This is a genomic window from Stagnihabitans tardus, from assembly GCF_009925085.1.
Classification (GTDB): Bacteria; Pseudomonadota; Alphaproteobacteria; order Rhodobacterales; family Rhodobacteraceae; genus Stagnihabitans; species Stagnihabitans tardus.
Genome location: NZ_JAABNR010000007.1, coordinates 83,104 through 103,269 on the forward strand (window position 1 = coordinate 83,104; position 20,166 = coordinate 103,269).

At 65.7% G+C, this 20,166-nt stretch carries 16 protein-coding genes; 6 read left to right on the forward strand and 10 right to left on the reverse strand.

The window, feature by feature from the left end:
* Positions 1 to 43 precede the first annotated feature (43 nt).
* From GV832_RS09025 to cobS, 3 genes are all read right to left on the reverse strand, one after another.
* A complete protein-coding gene (locus tag GV832_RS09025) occupies positions 44 to 397 on the reverse strand; it encodes a hypothetical protein (RefSeq protein ID WP_168774526.1) in 354 nt (117 codons plus the stop codon).
* 153 nt (positions 398 to 550) lie between these two features.
* A complete protein-coding gene (locus GV832_RS09030) occupies positions 551 to 946 on the reverse strand; it encodes a thermonuclease family protein (RefSeq protein ID WP_168774527.1) in 396 nt (131 codons plus the stop codon).
* 297 nt (positions 947 to 1,243) lie between these two features.
* On the reverse strand, positions 1,244 to 2,218 hold the full coding sequence (gene cobS / locus GV832_RS09035; protein ID WP_168774528.1) for a cobaltochelatase subunit CobS: 975 nt from the start codon (positions 2,216 to 2,218) through the stop codon (positions 1,244 to 1,246).
* A gap of 130 nt (positions 2,219 to 2,348) precedes the next feature.
* Here cobS and GV832_RS09040 point away from each other — a divergent pair, with 130 nt between their 5' ends.
* Positions 2,349 to 3,146, forward strand: a complete 798-nt coding sequence (locus GV832_RS09040) for a class I SAM-dependent methyltransferase (RefSeq protein ID WP_168774529.1) — start codon at positions 2,349 to 2,351, stop codon at positions 3,144 to 3,146.
* Entirely contained in the window at positions 3,098 to 4,804 is a 1,707-nt protein-coding gene (locus tag GV832_RS09045) for a glycosyltransferase family 4 protein (RefSeq protein WP_168774530.1), read from the forward strand. Before GV832_RS09040 ends, GV832_RS09045 begins: the two co-directional genes overlap by 49 nt.
* 365 nt (positions 4,805 to 5,169) lie before the next feature.
* Here GV832_RS09045 and GV832_RS09050 read toward each other — a convergent pair whose 3' ends face one another.
* Entirely contained in the window at positions 5,170 to 5,796 is a 627-nt protein-coding gene (locus tag GV832_RS09050; protein ID WP_168774531.1) for a J domain-containing protein, read from the reverse strand.
* 83 nt (positions 5,797 to 5,879) lie between these two features.
* Here GV832_RS09050 and GV832_RS09055 point away from each other — a divergent pair, with 83 nt between their 5' ends.
* Entirely contained in the window at positions 5,880 to 6,131 is a 252-nt protein-coding gene (locus tag GV832_RS09055) for a BolA family protein (RefSeq protein WP_168774621.1), read from the forward strand.
* A gap of 131 nt (positions 6,132 to 6,262) precedes the next feature.
* Complete coding sequence (locus GV832_RS09060; RefSeq protein ID WP_168774532.1) at positions 6,263 to 7,516, forward strand: aspartate kinase; 1,254 nt, start codon at positions 6,263 to 6,265, stop codon at positions 7,514 to 7,516.
* Positions 7,517 to 7,729: 213 nt separating this feature from the next.
* On the opposite strand, the gene GV832_RS09065 is transcribed toward GV832_RS09060, so the two are convergent.
* Positions 7,730 to 8,479, reverse strand: a complete 750-nt coding sequence (locus tag GV832_RS09065; protein ID WP_168774533.1) for a hypothetical protein — start codon at positions 8,477 to 8,479, stop codon at positions 7,730 to 7,732.
* Positions 8,480 to 8,701: 222 nt separating this feature from the next.
* On the opposite strand from GV832_RS09065, the gene GV832_RS09070 reads away from it, so the two are divergent.
* A complete protein-coding gene (locus tag GV832_RS09070) occupies positions 8,702 to 10,939 on the forward strand; it encodes a phosphoenolpyruvate--protein phosphotransferase (RefSeq protein WP_168774534.1) in 2,238 nt (745 codons plus the stop codon).
* A 97-nt stretch (positions 10,940 to 11,036) separates the two neighbouring features.
* On the opposite strand, the gene GV832_RS09075 is transcribed toward GV832_RS09070, so the two are convergent.
* The gene (locus GV832_RS09075) at positions 11,037 to 12,527 is read right to left on the reverse strand and encodes an alpha-glucosidase/alpha-galactosidase (protein WP_168774535.1); all 1,491 of its coding nucleotides are present in this window, start codon (positions 12,525 to 12,527) and stop codon (positions 11,037 to 11,039) included.
* Positions 12,528 to 12,607: 80 nt separating this feature from the next.
* On the opposite strand from GV832_RS09075, the gene GV832_RS09080 reads away from it, so the two are divergent.
* Positions 12,608 to 13,468, forward strand: a complete 861-nt coding sequence (locus GV832_RS09080; protein WP_168774536.1) for an AraC family transcriptional regulator — start codon at positions 12,608 to 12,610, stop codon at positions 13,466 to 13,468.
* An 83-nt stretch (positions 13,469 to 13,551) separates the two neighbouring features.
* On the opposite strand, the gene GV832_RS09085 is transcribed toward GV832_RS09080, so the two are convergent.
* The 4 genes from GV832_RS09085 to GV832_RS09100 all read right to left on the reverse strand — a co-directional run bounded on the left by GV832_RS09085 (position 13,552) and on the right by GV832_RS09100 (position 20,161).
* Positions 13,552 to 15,045 carry a tryptophan halogenase family protein gene (locus GV832_RS09085; protein ID WP_168774537.1) on the reverse strand — a complete coding sequence of 498 codons (1,494 nt, stop codon included), beginning with the start codon at positions 15,043 to 15,045 and terminating at the stop codon, positions 13,552 to 13,554.
* A gap of 87 nt (positions 15,046 to 15,132) precedes the next feature.
* On the reverse strand, positions 15,133 to 16,494 hold the full coding sequence (locus tag GV832_RS09090) for an alpha-glucosidase/alpha-galactosidase (RefSeq protein WP_168774538.1): 1,362 nt from the start codon (positions 16,492 to 16,494) through the stop codon (positions 15,133 to 15,135).
* Between the two features lie 40 nt (positions 16,495 to 16,534).
* On the reverse strand, positions 16,535 to 18,553 hold the full coding sequence (locus GV832_RS09095) for an alpha-galactosidase (protein ID WP_168774539.1): 2,019 nt from the start codon (positions 18,551 to 18,553) through the stop codon (positions 16,535 to 16,537).
* Positions 18,554 to 20,161 carry an ABC transporter ATP-binding protein gene (locus GV832_RS09100; RefSeq protein WP_168774540.1) on the reverse strand — a complete coding sequence of 536 codons (1,608 nt, stop codon included), beginning with the start codon at positions 20,159 to 20,161 and terminating at the stop codon, positions 18,554 to 18,556. It abuts the gene before it with no gap.
* Between the last annotated feature and the right edge of the window lie 5 nt (positions 20,162 to 20,166).

Sequence of the window (20,166 nt, forward strand, 5' to 3'; positions counted from 1 at the left end):
GAGAGGCTGGACTGACCGGAAAGGGGCCTTCGGGCCCCTTTTTTCATGCCTGGGGCAGAAGGCGCAGGCAGGAGCGGACCTGGGCCATGACGCGGGTCCTCGCGGCGGGATGGCCGCCGAAATCCGCCGCCTGGAGTGCGGCAGCCGTGGCGGCCTTGGCCTCGATCCGCATGGACATGGCGCGGGCGGGATCGAGGGCCACGGCCTGGACCAGGTCGGCAAAGGCATCGCGCTGGCGCTTGGTCAGGTCGGCGGCGGGGTCCTGCATCAGCCACTGATGCTCCATCAGCGCGGAAAGCCGCCCGGTGCAGGTGGCAAAGGTCCGAAGCTCGTCGCCAAGGGAAGGCCCCGAGGCGAGCGTCAGGCAGAGACAGATCAGGTGTCGCAGCTGGCCCATGGGCCGAAGTCTGCGCCTGATTCCCTGATGCTTGGTAAACCCGCAGGACGGCAGCCCCCGGCGCTGCCGGGCGCGTTCCGATGCGACATCTTTTCGCAAACCGCCCATGAAGTGATCATGGCGCCGGTTTTCCCGCCTGTAAACAGGGCTGTTTCAGAACATCCCGCACCAGTCGGGCTTTTGGCGCGGCACATAGACCACGGCCAGGCCCGAGGCGAGCATCTGCGTCGTCACATCCCGCCCCGCGATCTCGACCCAGGCGAGGTCGCGGCCATAACGGTCCTGGCCCTTGAAGGTCACCGCCGTCACCGGACCCGAGGCGACAAGGCGCTCCATGACCCGCGTCGCCCGCAGGCCCATGGCCTTTTCGGCCTGGCATTTCGGGCTGTAGATTTCGGGCGTGTCATAGCCCAGAAGCCGCACCTTATGCCTGGCCCCGTCGCAGGCCATGTGCAGCGTGTCGCCATCGGTGACCTTGGTGACCCGGCATGCGGCCTCGGCCGCCGCAAAGGAGAATACCACCGCGAAGGCGGCGAGAAGGAAGCGCATGTGACCTACCCCAAGGGCGCGACCCCTCGCGCCATGGGGAAAGGATGGGGTGGCGGAGCAGGTGGGTCAAGGCGATGGGGGGGAGTTTAGGCGCTTTGCCGGGGCCTGGGTGACAGCGTTTGTCGCCTTGGGGGCGAGGCCTTGGGGCTCAAGCCCGGGGCGGCGGAGGGAGGGGGATGAGGGCGGAAAAAGCAAAACCCGGGGTATACCCCGGGCTACGCTGTGGAAGCAGAGCCCGACATCCGACACGGGCGCTTTGGTGTCGCTGGCGTAGCCCGGGGTATACCCCGGGTTCGCTTACTTCATCGCCTGGCTGGCGGCCGACTCGGGCAGCTCTTCGCCAAAGCAGCGCTGGTAGAACTCGGCCACCGTCTGACGCTCGAGCTCGTCGCATTTGTTCAGGAAGGACAGGCGGAAGGCATAGCCCACATTCCGGAAGATCTCGGAGTTCTGCGCCCAGTTCAGCACGGTGCGCGGCGACATCACGGTCGAGAGGTCGCCGTTCATGAAGGCCGTCCGGGTCAGGTCGGCGACGGTCACCATCTGGTTGATCGTCTTGCGGCCCTTCTCGGTGTTGTAATGCGCGTTCTTGGCGAGGACGATGGCGGCCTCGGCATCATGGCTCAGGTAGTTCAGCGTGGCGACCAGGGACCAGCGGTCCATCTGCGCCTGGTTGATCTGCTGGGTGCCGTGATAGAGGCCCGTCGTATCGCCCAGACCCACGGTATTCGCGGTGGCGAAGAGGCGGAAGGAGGGATGGGGCGTGATGATCTCGTTCTGATCCAGGAGCGTCAGCTTGCCGTCATGCTCCAGCACGCGCTGGATGACGAACATGACATCCGCCCGCCCCGCATCGTATTCGTCGAAGACGATGGCGACAGGGTTGCGCAGGGCCCAAGGCAGGATCCCCTCGTGGAACTTCGTCACCTGCTTGCCGTCTTCCAGCTTGATCGCATCCTTGCCGATCAGGTCGATGCGCGAGATGTGGCTGTCCAGGTTCACCCGCACGCAGGGCCAGTTCAGCCGCGCGGCAACCTGTTCGATATGCGTGGATTTCCCCGTGCCGTGATAGCCCTGGATCATCACCCGGCGGTTATAGGCAAACCCCGCCAGGATCGCCAAGGTCGTGTCCGGGTCGAACTTGTAGGTCGGGTCGATCTCGGGCACGCGGTCGGTCCGCTCGGCAAAGCCCTTGACCCGCATTTCGGTATCGATCCCGAAGACATCGCGGACAGAGATTTCTTCGGTCGGTTTCATCACGGTATCCAGCATCTGCCTCGGGCCCAAATCTGTTTCACCGCAACCTTTGACCCATAAGCCGGGGGGCTGCAAGAGGGCGACGTTTACACACCGCGCGCCAAAGGCTAGTCATGCAGAAAACCTTCGCAATCCAGAGCCCTTCGTGACGCAAAAGACATTGACCGAGACCACCCTCGCCGCCTTGCAGCAGACCCTGGACGCAGGCGCCTCGCCCGAGACCCTGAACCGGGCCCTCAGGCTTCTGGCGAAATGGCGCAGTCAGTTGATCGGCAACACGATCCAGCATCGCGATGGCGCCACGGTCCAGCATGGTCCCTTCAAGGGCATGAGCTTTTCCACCCGCTCGACCGAAGGCGCCCGGGCGGCACGCATCCTGGGCGCCTATGAGGCCAGCCTGATCCCGGTCATCGAAGAGATCATCGCGCGGAATTACCCCTTGGTCGTCGATATAGGCTCGGCCGAGGGCTATTACGCCGTGGGCCTGGCGCGGCGGATGCCGGGAGTGCGGGTCCTGGCGCGGGATGCCTCCGAGATCGCGCAGGCCGCCTGCCGGTCGCTGGCCATCGAGAATGGCGTGGCGGCGCGGGTCCAGGTCGGCGGGCTTTTCGGTCATGCCGATTTCGAGGCGCTGGAGGGGCCGCGCGTCGTGATCTGCGACATCGAGGGGGCGGAGGTCGAGCTTCTCGACCCCGAAAAGGCGCCCTCGCTGACCCGGACCGATATCCTGGTCGAGTGTCACGACGGCATCGTGGAACGCGCGACCGAGACGCTGGTGGCGCGGTTCCGGGCCAGCCATGAGATCACGCGGATCGAAAGGCAGCTTGCGGGGAACTGCCTGCCGGGCTGGATGGACGGGTTCAGCGACCTTGACCGGCTTCTGGCCCTGTGGGAATGGCGCTCGGGCCCGACGCCCTGGCTTTGGATGAGGGCGAAAGCATGACGGCGGCCAATGCGGCGATCTTCTATGCCTCGGACGGCTATCGCCCGGGCGACAAGGGCATCAATGGGCGGCGGGTGGCGGGGGAGAGCTTCCTCAAGGGCTATGTCCGCCATGCCGAGGTCGATGAATTCGTCATCCTGACCAAGTCGAACCCCGAAGCGGCCGAGGTGCGCGAGCTGATCGCGCAGAACCGTCCGGGCAAGGGCTTGCGGGCCGTGGGGCTCTTGCGGCCCGGCCAGATCGCGCCCTGCGAGGTGCTCTATTACCCGGCGGCCAATATCGCGCCGGAGAGCTGGCGGCGGGCGGACAGCGGGACCAATGCCTGGGCGATTTGCGGGCTGACCCATACGACCTCGACCCAGGGCATCATGAACGGGCTTTTCGACCTGCGCATGGCGCCGGTCATGGCCTGGGATGCGGTGATCTGCACCTCGAATGCGGTGCAAAAGTCTGTGCTGACCCAGATCGAGCTGATCGACAACCATATCCGCCACCGCTTCCGCACCGAGCCCCCGGTGCGGCCCCTGTTCCCGGTGATCCCGCTGGGGGTCCATACCGAGGATTTCGGGCGCGACGAGGCGGCGCGGGCGGCTTTGCGGGCGCGGCTCGGGGCCGGAGAGAAGGACGTGGTCTTCGTCACCATCGCCCGCCTGACCCCGCATGAGAAATTCGATCCGGTGCCGATTTACCTCTCGATGCAGGCGGCGGCCAAGGAGCTTCCGCCCGATGTCAAGCTGCATGTCGTCTTCTGCGGCCAGTTCAAGCATGACTATGCCCGCAAGGTCTTTGCCGAGGGTGCGGCCAAGCTGATGCCCGATGTGGGCTACCTGGAGCTGGACGGCGGCAGTGCGGCGGATCGCAAGATGACGCTGTCGGGCGGCGATGTCTTCCTCTTCATGATCGACAATATTCAAGAGACCTTTGGCCTTGCGCCGCTCGAGGGGATGGCGGCGGGCCTGCCGGTTCTGGGGTCGGATTGGGACGGGTTGAAGGATACGATCAGCCCGGATGTGGGGTTCCGGGTGACGAGCCGGATGCTCTCGCCGCATCACATGGTGAACGAGAGCCTGCGGTTCCAGGGCGGGATCGACGATTATACGCAGTATTGCGCCGCCGTCTCGGCCATGACCGAGTTGGACATGGGCGAGATGAAGGCGCGGATATTGGACTTGGCCTTGAACCCCGATCTGCGCGCGCGGATGGGCCGCGCCGCGCAGGCGAGGGCGCGGAGCCTTTACGACTGGCGCGCCGTCATTCCCCAGATGCAGGCGCTTTGGGCCGAACAGGGCGCGATGCGAAGGGCTGCGGGCGATGCGGCCTACCGGATCCGGGGCTACGGCCTGCCCATCGGGCCTTCTCCGTCACTGCTCTTCGGGTCCTATCCGACGGCGCCGCTGGAGACGGGCAAGGAGCGCTATGTCGCCAACCCGGACGCCCGCCCCCTGGCCGAGGTCCTCGCGGTGCGGAACTACCAGGGCCTGAACCGCATCTTCGCCGAGCCCGCGCAGATCGCCGCCGTGCTGGAGGCGGTGAAGGCGGGAAGCGAGACGGTCGAGGCGGTGTCAGGGGCGATCAAGCTCGCGCCCATCGTGGTGGATCGGGTGGTGATCTGGCTCTTGAAATACGACTTCATCCGGCGGAAGGGCTCTGCCGACTGAGAGGTTGCGTTTGGGCAGGGGCCTTGGGCTCTGCCGACTGTGGGGATGCGTCTTGTGGCGCGGAGCGACTGAGGCTTTGGCCGTCGCTCTTCTCCGGGGGAGCCCCGGGGTATCCCCCGGGCTACGAGGATGGGGCTCTGCCGACTGAAAGCTTGGGGTTTGGACTTCTGGCATGGGCTCTGCCGACTGGGGGAACCCGGGGTCACGACCCCGGGTTGCGGATTGGGGGCTTTGGCCGTCTTTCTCCCCGCCGCCCCGGGCTTGACCCGGGGCCTCGACCAGATGGGAGTGCCCTCCGATGCTGGGCAGGCGCTGGCCTTGGTCATCCTATACCGGGGCAGGGTGCGTGATCTCACGCACCATCCTCAATCCTTGAAGAAACGCGAGTCCTTGATCTGGTCCCAGGCCCAGACGACCTGCTGCAAGCGTTCTTCATCGGCGCGGTTGCCGCCGTTCATGTCCGGGTGAAGATCCTTCACCAGGCTCTTGTATTGCTTGCGAATCTCCGCCTTGGTCCAGGTGTCGCGGGCGTCCATGATCTCCAGCGCCTTGCGTTCCGTGGGGGGCAGTTTGCGGGTGGAGACCGCCGCCACCGGGGCCGATTTCGTGGCCTTTTCGCCGAGGATCTCCATCGGGTCATTCACGCCAAGACGCGCCCAGGAATTGCCGTCGTCCTTGCGCGAGAAGGGCTTGGTCTCCCGCTCCCACAGGCGATCCCTTTCCTGGAGGGCTGCGAATTCCTCGGCCGTGGCGGTGCCGAAGTAGTTCCACTTCAGGTTGTATTCCTTGATGTGATCCTTGCAGAACCAGAAGAACTCGTCGAGGTGGTCGGGCGATTTCGGCGCGCGGAAGGCGCCTTTCAGATTGCAGCCGGGAAAGTCGCAGCCGCGGTTGGCGGTTTCCGATGCCCCGGTCATGCCGCGACGGCCTGTGGTCTTCTTGGCCTTGGCGCTGGAGACGCGCAGGTCGAATTCGAACGGGGCTTTGGACATGCGCGGGAACCTCTTCTGGGCCTTTTCGAGTCGGGCCCGTAAGGATAGGGCATTTGGCGGGAGATTGAAGGGGGTCCATGAAGATGGCGCTAAAGGACGAGATCGAGACAAGGCTCAGGGCGGCTTTTTCGGTGACCGAGCTTCGGGTCGAGAACGAGAGCCACAAGCATGCGGGCCATGCAGGCGACGATGGCACCGGGGAGAGCCATTTCGCCATCTATCTCCGGGCGGAGGAGCTTGGCCCCATGGGGCGGCTGGCGCGGCATCGGGCGGTGCAGGCGGCCCTGGGGGATATCCACCAAAGGCTCCATGCCCTGGCGATGGACCTTGGGTGAGGGCGCGGTGCGCTGAAGCGCACCCTACGGGGGCGGCCGCCCTGGCTTTTGCGCTTGCAGCCGGACCCTGTCCCGCCTAAAGAAACGCCGGTTTCAATGCCGGGTTCGCCCGGGTGCAGGGGGGAGGCGCGATGCCGCTTCTGGTGATGAAATTCGGCGGGACCTCCGTCGCCAACCTGGACCGCATCGAGAATGCGGCCAAGAAGGTGCAGGAAGAGGTCGCGCGGGGCTATGACGTGATCGTCATCGTCTCGGCCATGTCGGGCAAGACCAATGAACTGGTGGGCTGGGTCGAGGGGACCTCCAAGCTCTATGACACCCGCGAATACGACGCGATCGTCTCGAGCGGGGAGAATGTGACGGCGGGGCTCATGGCCCTGCGGTTGCAGGAGATGGGGATTGGCGCGCGGTCCTGGCAGGGCTGGCAGGTGCCGATCAACACGACCGATGCCCATGCCTCGGCGCGCTTCGTCTCGATCCCGCGCGAGAATATCGACGCGGATTTCGCGGGCGGCAACAAGGTGGCGGTGGTCGCGGGCTTCCAGGGCGTGACGGAAGGTGGGCGGATCACCACCCTGGGCCGTGGCGGCTCGGATACCACGGCCGTGGCCTTTGCGGCGGCCTTCGGCGCCGAGCGCTGCGACATCTACACCGATGTCGATGGCGTCTATACGACGGATCCGCGCATCGTCTCCAAGGCCCGCAAGATGGAGAAGATCGCCTTCGAGGAGATGCTGGAGCTGGCCTCTCTCGGCGCCAAGGTCCTGCAGACCCGGTCGGTGGAACTGGCCATGCGCTACAAGGTGCGGCTCAGGGTGTTGTCGTCCTTCGAGGCGACGGATGAAACTTCGGGAACGCTCGTCTGCGACGAGGAGGAAATCATGGAATCGAAAGTTGTTTCGGGTGTCGCCTTCTCGCGCGATGAGGCCAAGATGACGCTGGTCCGGGTCGAGGATCGGCCGGGCGTCGCTGCGGCGATCTTCGGGCCCCTGGCCGAGGCGCAGGTGAACGTGGACATGATCGTCCAGAACATCTCGGAAAAGGTTGCGGGGGATGCGAAGCTTTACACCGACATGACCTTCTCCCTGCCGGTGAACCAGGTGGAGCGCGCGAAGAAGGCCCTGGAGGACAGCCGGGCCTCGGGCGCGGTGACCTATGCGGAACTCATCACCGATACGGAGACCGCCAAGGTCTCGGTCGTGGGGATCGGGATGCGGTCCCAGGTCGGCGTGGCGGCCAAGATGTTCGCGGCGCTGGCGGCGGAAAACATCAACATCAAGGTGATCACGACCTCCGAGATCAAGATCTCGGTGCTGATCGACCGGAAATACATGGAACTGGCCGTGCAGACCCTGCACGATACGTTCGGGCTGGAGCAGGCCTGAGGGTTTCCGCCCCTTGACCGCGCCCTGACGGGCTGCGGTCCCCGGGCGGAGGGGGCGCGCCCCTGCGGGGCGCGCTTGGGGATCCGGCTGGGGCCGGACAGGGCCAATGCATCGGAACAAAGGGCGCCTTGCGGCGCCCTTTTCCTTTGGATCAGGGGTTGGGAGAGGGGCGGCCTGTCCGGTTCAGGGTCCCGCAGTCCCCCGCGCGGCCTTTCAGGCCGGGCTGGGGCCTGCGGGAGGGGGCGCGTCCCTGCGGGACGCGAAGAGCCCGAGCCAGGCCAGGGGGAGACGGCGGTTCTCCGCCTTGCTCCCCGCCCCATCCCGGCGCTTCTTGCGGCGGCCCGAGCGCAAGAGCACCACGGTGGAGCCCACGACATTGGCCACCTGCTCATAGGCGACGCGGCGCTGGTCCGACCCGCTGGCCGAGCGCAGGAGCACCAGTTGCGTCCCCTCGATGATCCCCGCAGCGGCGGCATTGACTTCGGGCGTGCGGACCACCGGGCGCAGGCGCTCGGGCGGGGAGCGGCGGCTGGTCGGGCCCACCTTGGCCGGGCGGCTTTCGTCCGTATTGGCGATGGCCAGCTCATGCAGCTTGGTCCCGGCCTCGATCAGGGCGTTCCGCGCTTTGCCGTAGCCGCTGCGATAGGGCAGGGTCTTGCCGATGCGGACATAGGCGCGGGCAATGCAGTCGATGAAATAGACCGGATCGTAGCGGTCGCGGCAGTAGCGGTTGGATTCGTTGACGGCATCGACGATGGCCTTGGTCGCGGCGGGCGTGATGTCGCGGGCATCGGCAGGGACGCCGGGAGGCAGGGGCTCGGCAGGAGGGTCACTGTCGCAGCTCTGGTACTGGCAGCCCGTGCTGCCGCCCGTGCTGCCGCCGCCTCCGGTGGATTGGGCCAGGGTCAGGCCGGGCAGGGCAAGCCCCACCAGAAAAGTCAGGATGAAAAGGACGCGGGTCATGTCTTGCCTCGCAAAAGGGTGCAATGGCTTGATCCTACATCGCCGGGGCCCCTGCGTCCATCTTTGCGGAACTGCCGCAAAGGTCGCCGGCCCCAGGAACTTCGCTAGCCCCGGGGCAAAAATGCCGCCCCGGGGGGGATTTCCGGGTCCCGGGGGCGTTCGGCCCTTCCCCCGGGACCCATGTCAGGCAATAAGGGGGGCAAGACAGTTCAGGTGATCCAGATGGCAGACCGGAGGGAAAGCGACAGCCGCAGACTTTTGCGCCGCTTGCGCGATGTTCTCTCCATGCCGGTCAAGGGGCAGGAGCGGCTGGACCGCATCACGCATCTGATCGCCTCGTCGATCGGGACCGAGGTCTGCTCGATCTACCTCTTCCGCGATGCCGAGACCTTGGAGCTTTGCGCCACGGAAGGTCTGCGCAAGGATTCCGTCCACAAGACCCGGATGAAGCTGGGCGAGGGCCTGGTGGGCCGCGTCGCCCGCACCGGCCTGCCGGTCAACACCGCCAATGCACCGGCCGAAAAGGGCTTTCGCTTCATGCCCGAGACGGGGGAGGAGATCTATTCCTCCTTCCTGGGCGTGCCTATCCAACGGGTTGGCGAGAAGCTGGGCGTCCTGGTCGTGCAGTCCAAGGATGCCCGCACCTTTGGCGAGGACGAGATCGACGCCATCGAGGTCGTCGCCATGGTGCTGGCCGAGATGACCGAGCTTGGCGCCTTTGGCGGCGACACGGGGCTGGCGCTGCACAAGCAGCCGGTGATGTTCCGCGGCACCTCCGGCCAAGAGGGCGCCTCGGAGGGCCGGGTCTGGCTGCACGAACCCCGGGTCGTGATCACCAACCCGGTGGCCGATGATCCTCTGCTCGAGATCGACCGCATCCGGGCGGCGGTGGGGGAGCTGCGTGTCTCCATCGACGACCTGATGGAGGCCGAGGCTCTGGACAAGGAGCAGAAGGCGGTCCTGGAGGCCTACAGGATGTTCGCCCATTCGCGCGGCTGGCTGCGGCGGATGGAGGAGGATATCCAGAAGGGGCTTTCCGCCGAGGCTGCCGTCGAAAAGGAACAATCGGCGGCAAGGGCGCGGCTCGAGCAGGTGCCGGATGCCTATCTGCGCGAACGCCTGTCCGACCTCGACGACCTGTCGAACCGGCTCTTGCGCATCCTGACCGGGCAGGGACGCGACACCGGCGCCGCCATGCCCGAGAATCCGGTTCTCGTTGCCCGCAGCATCGGGCCTGCCGAGCTTCTGGACTATGGGCGCAAGCTGAAGGGGATCATCGTCGAAGAGGGCTCGGTGGGGTCTCATGCTGCCGTGGTGGCGCGGGCCTTTGCCATCCCCATGGTGATCCATGCCAAGGGCATCGTGGCCGAGGCCCTGAACGGCGATCCGGTCCTGGTCGATGGCGACCAGGGCCTCGCGCATCTGCGGCCTGAAGAGACCGTGGCGCGGTCCTTCCGCGACAAGATCGCCATGCAGGCCGAGGCGCAAAAGCGCTATGACGGCTTCCGCGACCTGCCCGCGCAGACGCTGGACGGCGCGGTGATCGAGTTGCACATGAACGCCGGGCTGATGGCCGACCTGCCCTCGCTGGCGGGGTCAGGGGCGCTGGGGGTCGGGCTTTTCCGCACCGAGCTGCAATTCCTGATCCGCAACAAGATGCCGCAACGGGCCGAGCTCGCGCAGCTTTACGCCCGCGTCATGGATGCCTCCAAGGGCAAGCCGGTCTGCTTCCGCACGCTGGACATCGGGTCGGACAAGGTGCTGCCCTATATGAAGCCGCAGGACGAGCCCAACCCGGCCATGGGCTGGCGCGCGCTGCGGGTCGGCCTCGACAAGCCGGGCGTCCTGCGGATGCAACTTCAGGCCTTGATCCGCGCCTCGAAGGGGCGGCCCCTGACGGTGATGTTCCCCTTCGTCAGCGAATTCGGCGAGTTCAAGATGGCGCGCAGCCATGTCTTGCGCGAATTGCACCGGGAAAAGAGCCTGGGCCACCCCGTCCCCGAGGTCGTCAAGATCGGCGCCATGCTGGAGACGCCCTCCCTGGCCTTCGCGCCCGATGACTTCTTCCGCCTGGCCGATTTCCTGTCGATCGGCGGCAATGACCTGAAGCAGTTCTTCTTCGCCGCCGATCGCGAGAACGAGCGGGTCCGCAAGCGCTATGACGTGCTGAACTACTCCTTCCTGGGCTTCATGGAACAGATCATCGCCCGCTGCGCCCCCTTTGGCACAAGGCTGTCTTACTGCGGCGAGGATGCGGGGCGGCCCATCGAGGCCCTGGCCTTTGCGGCCTTGGGGCTGCGGGTCCTGTCCATGCGCCCGGCCTCGATCGGGCCGGTCAAGGCGCTGTTGCGCTCCGCTGACCTGCGCGTCGCGCGCGAGGTCATGGACGAGGCCCGCGACAAGGGGGCCGAATCGGCGCGCGAGGCGCTTGGGGCCTATCTGTCCAGGCTTCAGGTCTAGACCTTCCAATGAAAAAACCGCCGGCCCTTGGGCCGGCGGCGGGGCATCGCTGCCCCAAGGCGCGGCTCCTGGGGGAGCCTACCGAGCCGCGCAATCCTTACCCCATGACCTTGGTGCCAAGCCCATGACCGTCGGAGAGCTTGGCGCTTTGCTTGGCGCGCAGTTCCTCGACCGAGCGCACGCCCATCCGCGCCGCCCCGTTCCACTCGCGGGTCTTGACGCGCGGGTTTTCCAGCCGCTTCTTCGCAGCGGGGATGGCATCGGCATATTGCGGCAGCCACTGGGCCTGGGCCACCAGCATCTCGTCCACCATCTGCCAGACCTCTTCGGGCGTGCAGATCGCGCCCACCAGCGGGTCATGCAGGACGGATTGCTTCAAGAGTTCCACATTGCCGGCGATCGCAGCCTTCATCCCCATGCGCTGGACGTTCACGCTTGCACTGCAAGTCGCCGCACAGGCATCGGGGAGCGTGATCCCCTCCACCATGTTGATGCCGAAGCGGTCGACGAAGCCGGGGCTTTCGATGATGCAATCCGCAGGCAGGTTGCGGATCACCCCGCCGTTCTTGACGTTGAAATGGCCGCGATAGGTCCGCCCGGTCTCGAGCGCCTCCAGGATATGCGAGGCGTGCTCATCGGTGCGCTTGTAATCCTTCAGCGGCTTGCCCGCCTCTTCCAGGAACTTGGGGAAATCCGTCTCGAACCAGTTGCGGTTCTCGGTCGTGTAGCGCAGGTAGCCGCCCGTCTCGCCATGGATCCATTCGTCAAGCGAGATCCAGTCCAGGATCTGCTCGGGACGCTTGCGATACCAGGGCAGGTATTCGGACAGGTGGCCATTGGACTCGGTCGAGTAGAAGCCGAACCGCTTCAGAACGTCGATCCGGACCTTTTCCTGTTGCGAGAAGACCGGATGCCGCTCGAAAGCCTCGGTCAGCTCTTCGCGCGTGACCTTGCGGCCCTTGTGGCGGATGTCCAGATACCAGGTCTGGTGGTTGATGCCCGAGCAGATGATATCGGTCTCGTCCATCGGCACGCCAAGCGCGGTGGCGATCTGGCGATGGCCGTTCTGCACGCCGTGGCAGAGGCCCACGGTGTTCACTTTGCCATGGTCTATGGCCGCCCAGGTCATCATCGCCATCGGGTTGGCATAGTTGAGCAGCAGCGCGCCGGGCTCGGAGACCTCGCGGATATCCTGGCAGAACTCCAGCATGGCATGGATGCCGCGCTGGGCATAAAGGATGCCGCCCGCGCAGATCGTGTCGCCCACGCATTGATCGACCCCGTATTTCAGCGGGATCGAGATATCCGAGGCAAAGGCCTCGAGCCCGCCGATCCGCACCACGTTCATGACATAGCGCGCACCCTCCAGGGCTTTGCGGCGGTCGGTCGTATGGGTCAGCCTTGTCTTCAGCCCATTGACCTCGATGATCCGCGCGATGATGCCCGCGATCATCTCGAGGTTATGGGCGTTGATATCGGTCAGCGCGAATTCGACCTCTTCGAATTCGGGGACCTTCAGAAGGTCCGAGATCAGCTTCTTGGTAAAGCCCACCGAACCGGCCCCGATGATGGCGATCTTGAATGTCATGGCATCCTCCCTGTTGGGGAAAGACTAGATCGAAGCCCCGTTCTGCTATAGAGGAAATCCATGCCCAGTCGGGGAATTTCATGCTATCCGCGCTCTTGTCCCATGGCCATGACGTCACGCAGGGCTCCGCTCCCCGACCGGCGCGCCTGCAAGCCTTTGCCGTGGCTGCGGGCTATGAACAGCGGCGCAACGAGACCTATTCCTGGGACGGGATGCAGCGCGGCGCCTCGCCCTTCCTGGTCATCCAGCACACGCTTGTGGGCGAGGGGCGGCTGGATTACGCCGGACGGCCCTATCGCCTGCGTCCCGGAGACTGCATGCTGGTCACCATGCCCCATGCCCATCGTTACTGGCTGGAACGCGGCGGGCAGTGGGAGTATTTCTGGCTCCTTCTCACCGGCGCCGAACCCCTGCGCCTCGCCCGGGATATCCTCGCCCATGCCGGCCCCGTCCTGCGGCCCGATGCGGCGCAGACCGATCGGCTTGCGGCCGCCACCCTGGCGCTTCTGACCGGGCAGAGCCTGGCCGGAGCCGCCTCGGCCCAGGCCTATGCCGCGATGATGGCGCTGCAGGACATGGCTTTCGCGATGCCCCCGCCGCCGAACCATCCCCCGCCCATCGCCCGGGCCCTCTCCCATGTCGAGGCCCACCTGGCCGAAAACCTGACCATCGACCGCCTGGCTCAGGTGGCGGGCCAAAGTCGCGCCCATTTCGTCCGCCAGTTCACAGCGGCCCTGGGCCTGCCCCCTTCAGCCCATGTCGAGGCCCGCAGGCTCGACCGGGTCGAGCGCCTGCTCCTGGCCTCCGAGCTGACGGTCGACCAGATTGCGCGGATGGCGGGCTATGCCGATGGAAATTACCTGGCCAAGGTCTTTCGTCGCGCGCGGGGCCTGTCACCTCTCGCCTGGCGGGCGACGCGGGCCGAGGCGGAACGCGGGTAACGAGAGTATTTGGGCCAAATTGAAAGACCATGTGCTTTCATCTTGGCCCAAATATCTCCGTTGTGTCTGAGGGGCAGCGCCCCTCAGGCGACGGAGACCGCTTGCGACAGGCTCTCCAGCCAGGCGCGGTGCGGCAGGCATTGGCTGGCCGCGCGGGTGTATTCGGCGACCAGCCCGGCATGAGTGGCCCTTGTCCGCTCACGCAAGGCGCGGTCGGCCATCTCGACCTGACCTGCCGCGCGCGGCAAGAGCCCAAGGCCGTCCAGGACCGGCGTGTATAGCTGGCCCTGCAGATGCGGCAGGCCGAGGGGGAAGGGTTCGAAGTCCGCAGGCCGCGGCATCCGTGTCGACCAAAGCGCAACCCGCGCCTTGACGCTATCCGGATGGCTGGCCGCCACGTCGCACCAAAAGGCGCTGTCGCGCCGTTCCGATACATAATGCAGCCGGATGAAGTCGCGGAAATCGTCCACCTGGCGCCCCACGGCGGCATTATACCGCGCCCGGCCATCGGGGGCCGCAAGCCACTCGGCCAGCATCATCACCTGGGTGATCGTGCCATGGATCGAGGTCGCCTCCAAAGGCTCGAGGAATGAACTCGCCAGGCCCAGGGCCACGCAATTGCCGATCCAGGGGGCCTTCAGCCGCCCGGCGTCGATCTTGATATCCCGGCGCGGCTCGATCTTGTGACCCAAGGCCGCCTCGACCTCGAGCTGGGCCGCTTCGGGGCCGATATGGGCATCCGAATAGACATAGCCCATACCGAAACGCTCTTGCGTCGGGATCTGCCACATCCAGCCGTTCTTCTGCGCCCAGGCCACCGTCATCGGAGGGATCTCCTCCCCCGGCTTCAGATCGACCCAGAAGGGCATGGCGCGGTTGACCGGCAGGACATCGGCATAGCTGACCCATTCGCCGCCAAGCCCCAGGATCAAGGCCCGCCGAAAGCCCGAGGCATCGATGAAGAAATCCCCCTCGACCCGCGCGCCCGAGACCATGTTCAGCGCCGTGATCCCCGCCTCCCCGGTCTCGATCCCCGAAACCTCGTCGTCGATCACCGCAATCCCGCGCGCCTTGCGCCGGAGCCAGGCCCCCACCAGGGCCTGGTCGAAATGAAAGGCGTGGTGAAAGGGCCCGGCCGCCACCCGCCGCCCGGCGACCAGCGCCACCGGGGCCCGCGCCTTGTTCATCAGCTGCTGGAACAGATGCGCCTCGCCCACCGAACGTCCCGCCGCCACCGCATAGGCATCCAGGGGCAACCCGCCAGAGACCAGGCCAGGGTCATCTATCGGCCCGTCATAATGATGCCCGACCCGGCGCCAGTCGCGATGCCGGATCCCGTATTTGATCGTGGCCCCGGTCTCGCGCAGGAACTCCTCTTCGTTCAACCCGAAATGCAAAAGCATCTGGCGGAACACCGCCGTCGAGCCCTCGCCCACGCCAATCGTCCCGATCCGGGACGATTCCACCACCGAAACCGCAGCGCCCCAGCCCTTCCGCCGCGAGACATCGGACAGCATCATGGCGGCGAGCCACCCCGCCGTCCCCCCGCCCACGATCACGATGCGCTTCGGTATCATCCTGAAACCCTTCTTGCGCCTTTCACACTGGCACAAATATCCCACGGGAGGGTCCGGGAGGGTGTGAAACCCTCCCGGGCGATCCGTTCACGCCACCTTGGTCGTCTTGACCCGCGCCCATTCCGGCAGCCAGTCGCCATGCGCCGCCAGAAGGTCGGTCGTCAGGTCCCAGATCTGCTGCAGATCAAGCTCGGCCCCGGTGTGCGGATCGAGCATCGCCGCATGATAGACATGCTCGACATTCTCGGTCAAAAGCGCCTGCACCGTCAGCTCCTGCACGTTGATGTTGGTCCGCATCAGGGCGATCAGCTGCGGGGGAATGTCATGCACGACCGTGGGTTGCAGGCCCATGTGATCGACCAGCGTCGGGACCTCGACCGCGCAGCCCTCGGGCAGCTGGGGGATGAAGCCGCGGTTGCCGTGGTTGCCATAGATCACCGACGGCTCGCCCGTCACGACCGAATTGACGATCTGGGAGGCATATTCATGGCTCTCCTTGACCTCGACCTTGTCGGCATTCTTCAGGCTCTCGGCCTCGCGCTTCCAGCGGGCGATCTGCTCGATGCAGCGCTTGGGATATTCGTCCAGCGGGATGCCGAATTTCTCGATCAGGTCGGGCCGGTCACGCTTGATGAACCAGGGGGTGTATTCGGCGAAATGCTCGGAAGACTCGGTCACGAAATACCCAAGCCGCGTCAGCATCTCGTAGCGCACCTTGTTCGGGCAGCGCGGGTTCCAATGCGAGGGCTTGGGGAAGCGCCCCTCGCGATAGCCCTTGACCAGGTCGGGGTAGAGGTTCTTCCAGGACCCATCGGCCTGGCGGTGTTCAAAGGTCGTGTAAAAGGCCATGTGGTTGATGCCAGCGGCCTTGTAGCGGATTTCCGAGACCGGAATGTCCAGGTCGCGGGCCAGCTCATAGGCCGTGCCCTGGACCGAATGGCAGAGGCCCACCTGTTTGATGGTCGGATATTTCGCAGCCATGGCCCAGGTGTTGATCGCCATCGGGTTCACATATTGCAGCATGATGGCATTGGGGGCCACTTGCAGCATGTCCTCGCAGATCGACCACAGATGCGGAACGGTGCGGATGCCGCGCATGATGCCGCCGATGCCAAGGGTATCGGCGATGGTCTGGCGCAGGCCGAACTTCTTCGGGACCTCGAAATCGGTGATCGTGCACGGGTCATAGCCGCCGACCTGAAAGCAGCAGACGACGAAATCGGTGCCATCCAGCGCCTGGCGCTGATTGCTGAACGTCCGCACCTTGGCCTTGCCGCCCAGGGTCTGGGCCAGCTTGCCGACGATGATTTCCGACTCGGCCAACCGTTCCGGGTTGATGTCCATCAACCGGATCTCGGCATTGGCCAGCGCGGGGCGCGACAGGATATCCCCCGCGATGTTCTTGGTGAAGACGGCAGAGCCGGCTCCGATGAAAGTGATCTTGGTCATGTGCGGTCTCCTTTAAAGGCGCCGGGCCTTCAATTCATGCTTACAGGCGGGTGCCTTCGACGATCTGGATCGTCGCGGGCCAAGAGAGGGGCAGGTTCAGGCCCTGGGCCATCAGGGCCTGGCCGGAAAGGGTCAGGCTTTGGTCGCGCAGCGCCACCGGCCCGCGTGAGGCATTGGGCGTCGGTGCCGGGCGCCGGGTGATGCGGTAGCGGGCCTTGGGGTCCAACCCGGTCAGGCGCAGCGCCAGGGGAAGCTGTTCCTTGGGCATCTCGGTCTGGATGGCGAAGGCCACGAAGCGCGACCCGTCGGCGGCGATCTGGATCTCGGCGGTCCGCCCGGCCTCGCAGTCCAGTTGCCGGGTTTCCCCGGCATGCATCCAGTCGCGGTTCGCCTTGTACCAGGCGGTGACCTCGGTCAACAGCGCCTCGTCCTCGGGCGCAAAGGCGGTGAGGTCGCTTTCGAACCCCATGTGGCGCATGGCGGCGACCCAGGCGCGCAGATGCATCGGCAGATTCCGCCCCGTCGTATGCGCGTGGAAGGCGCCGACATGGCTTCCGACGAGCGCGCCAGGCAGGAAGAGGCTGGCCGTGGCCTGCATCCGCACCCGCTCCACCGCGTCGATGCAGTCCGAAAGCCAGACGCGGCAGGTCTGGGTCAGGATGCCATAGTCGATCCGCCCACCTCCGCTCGCGCAGCTTTCGATCTCGACCCCCGGATGGGCCGCCCGCAGCCGTGCCATCAGCGCCATGACGCCATGGCCCTGTCCCGCATCCAGGACCGGCAAGAGCCGGTTGTGGTCCCATTTCAGGTAGTCGATGTCATTCTCGGCCAGGACGCGGTCGATCTTGTCGAACAGGTAGTCCTGCACCGGGGCCAGGCCCATGTTCAGCACCATCTGGTAGCGCCCCATCACTTGATCGGGCCGCCCCAGGGCCCAATCCGGATGGGCGCGGTAGAGGTCGCTGTCGGGGTTCACCATCTCGGGCTCGACCCAAAGGCCGAAGGTCATGCCACAGGCATGCACCTTGTCGATCAGGGGCTTCAACCCTTCGGGCCATTTCACCCGGTCGACCTCCCAATCCCCCAGCGAGCTCTTGTCGTTTTTGCGCCCCTTGAACCAGCCGTCATCCAGCACGAAGCGCTCGGCCCCGATGCGGGCGGCACGCTCGGCCATGTCGGACAGGACCCCGAGGTCATGATCGAAATAGACCGCCTCCCAGCAATTGTAATGCACCGGGCGCGAGGGCCGGACAAAGGGGGCAAGGCTGCGGGCATGGGATTGCATCTGCACGGCCACGCCGTTCAGCCCCTCGTCGCTGCGGGCCACGGTCAGGATCGCGGTCTCGAAGCGCGTGCCGATGCCATAAGACCCGGTGACATGGCCGAACTGCATCTGTCGACGGCCGCAGGGCAGCTCTTCGGCGATCATCCGGTGACCGCCGGGCCAGCCATAGGCAAAGGCCGTGACCTCGCCGCGCGTCCAGGTGGCGCCGGGCGTGCAGGTCAGGGCGAAGGGCGGGTTTTCCTGGCCCGACCGGCCCTGCCGTGCCTCGCGCAGCCGCGCGCCGGGGGAAAAGCGCTGGCGGTCAAGGTGCAATTCTCCGACCCAGCGGCCCGAAAGCTCGAGGATTTCGTCCTGGCCCGGCGCGACCGGCAGGACGGGGGCGGAAAGCCAGTCCACCCGGATCGGCTGGTCGCTTTCGACCCTGGCCCAGGCGGTCAGAACCCCGTTCAAGGTCAGCTCGGCCGCATAGCGCAGACCCTGCGCCGCGTCGGTGGCCGAGATGGCCAGGGTCTGGCCCCGGACCTCGACCGAAGCCGTCCAGCGCGGCAGGACGCTGCCCGCAAAGCCCGGCTGGCCCATGAAATGACCATCCCCCAGCGGGCACAGCGTCAGGGGCGCCAGGCTGTCCAGCATCCCCCCGTTCAGGTCCAGCCGCGCGGCCGCGACAAGGTCATCCAGCGCGTCCAGGCGCGGGCCGAAATAGACCACGCGGGGCAGGGAGTCGGTCGTCTCCAGCACCAGGGTCGAGCTTTGGTCGTCGATACGGTAGGTCATTCAGGTCGCAATCTCGAAGGCCGCGCGGACGAGGCGGCGGGTATAGTCGGTGGAGGGTCGTTCCAGCACGTCGTCCACCGTGCCTTCCTCGACGATCTTGCCGTTTTGCATCACGATCACACGGTGACACAAGGCGCGGACGACTTTCAGGTCATGGCTGATGAAAAGGTAGCTCAAGCCCTTTTCCGCCTGCAATTTCCGCAAAAGCTCGATGATCTGGGCCTGGACCGACAGGTCCAAGGCCGAGGTCGGTTCGTCCAGAAGGATGAACTCGGGCTCCATGGCGATGGCGCGGGCGATGGCGAGGCGCTGGCGCTGGCCGCCCGAGAACTCATGCGGAAAGCGGTTTAGGATCGTGTCGGGCAGGCCCGCATCGCGCAAGGCCGCCTTGACGCGGTCGGCGCGGTCGGCCGAGGTGCCGATGCGGTTGACGATCAGGCCCTCCTCGATGATCTGGCGCACCGACATGCGGGGGTTGAGGCTGGCGAAAGGGTCCTGGAAGACGATCTGCATGCGTGACCGCAGCGGCTTCATCTCCTTGCGGCCAAAGGCCTCGATCCGCTGGCCGCGATAGGTCACCGTGCCGCCCGAAAGCGTGTTCAGTCGCAAAAGCGCCTGGCCGAAGGTGGTCTTCCCCGAACCCGATTCCCCCACCAGCCCCAGGGTCTCCCCCCGGCGGAGCTGCAGCGAGAGCCCGTCCACGGCCTGAAGCTGGTGATAAGACCCCCGGAAGGCGCCGCCCCGGCGCAGCGTATAGGTCACGCGGACCTTGTCGCCGGAAAGGACGACCTCCTGGCCCTCGGGCAGGGGATTGGCGCGGCCCTTGGGCTCGGAGCCCAGGAGGCGTTTGGTATAGGGATGCTGCGGATTGGTGAAGATGGCCTCGGTCGGGCCCTCCTCGCGCACGAGGCCATGCTGCATGACATAGACATGGTCGGCGAATTGGCGGACGACGGTCAGGTCATGGGTGATCAGGATGACGGCCATGCCGGTGCGGGTCTTCAGCTCCTTGATCAGGTTCAGGATTTCGGCCTGGACCGTCACATCCAGGGCCGTCGTGGGCTCGTCGGCGATCAGCACGTCGGGGTTGTTCGCCAGGGCCATGGCGATCATGACGCGCTGCCTTTGCCCGCCCGACAGCTGGTGCGGATACTGGTTCACGCGGGATTCCGGGTCGGGGATCTGCACCTCGCGCAGAAGCTCGATGGCGCGTTTCCAGGCGGCGTCCTTGGAGATCTTCTGGTGGATGCGCAGGACCTCGGCGATCTGGGTGCCGATCTTGTAGACCGGGTTCAAAGAGCTCATCGGCTCCTGGAAGATCATCGACATGCGGTTGCCCCGCATCTGCCGCATCTCCAAGGGCGAGGCCTGGGCCAGGTTCTTGTCGTTGAAGAGGATCTCGGTCTGGGGCGAGACCATGGCGCGCTTGGACAAAAGCCGCATGATGGCCCGGGCGGTCACGGATTTGCCGGAACCGCTCTCGCCCACCAGGGCGATGGTTTGGCCCTTTTTCAGCGTGAAGGAGACATCCTTGACCGCCTCGATCGTGCCGCCCAGGACCTTGAAGGTGACGCCGATCTTGCGGGCGTCGATGACCAAATCTGACATGGCTT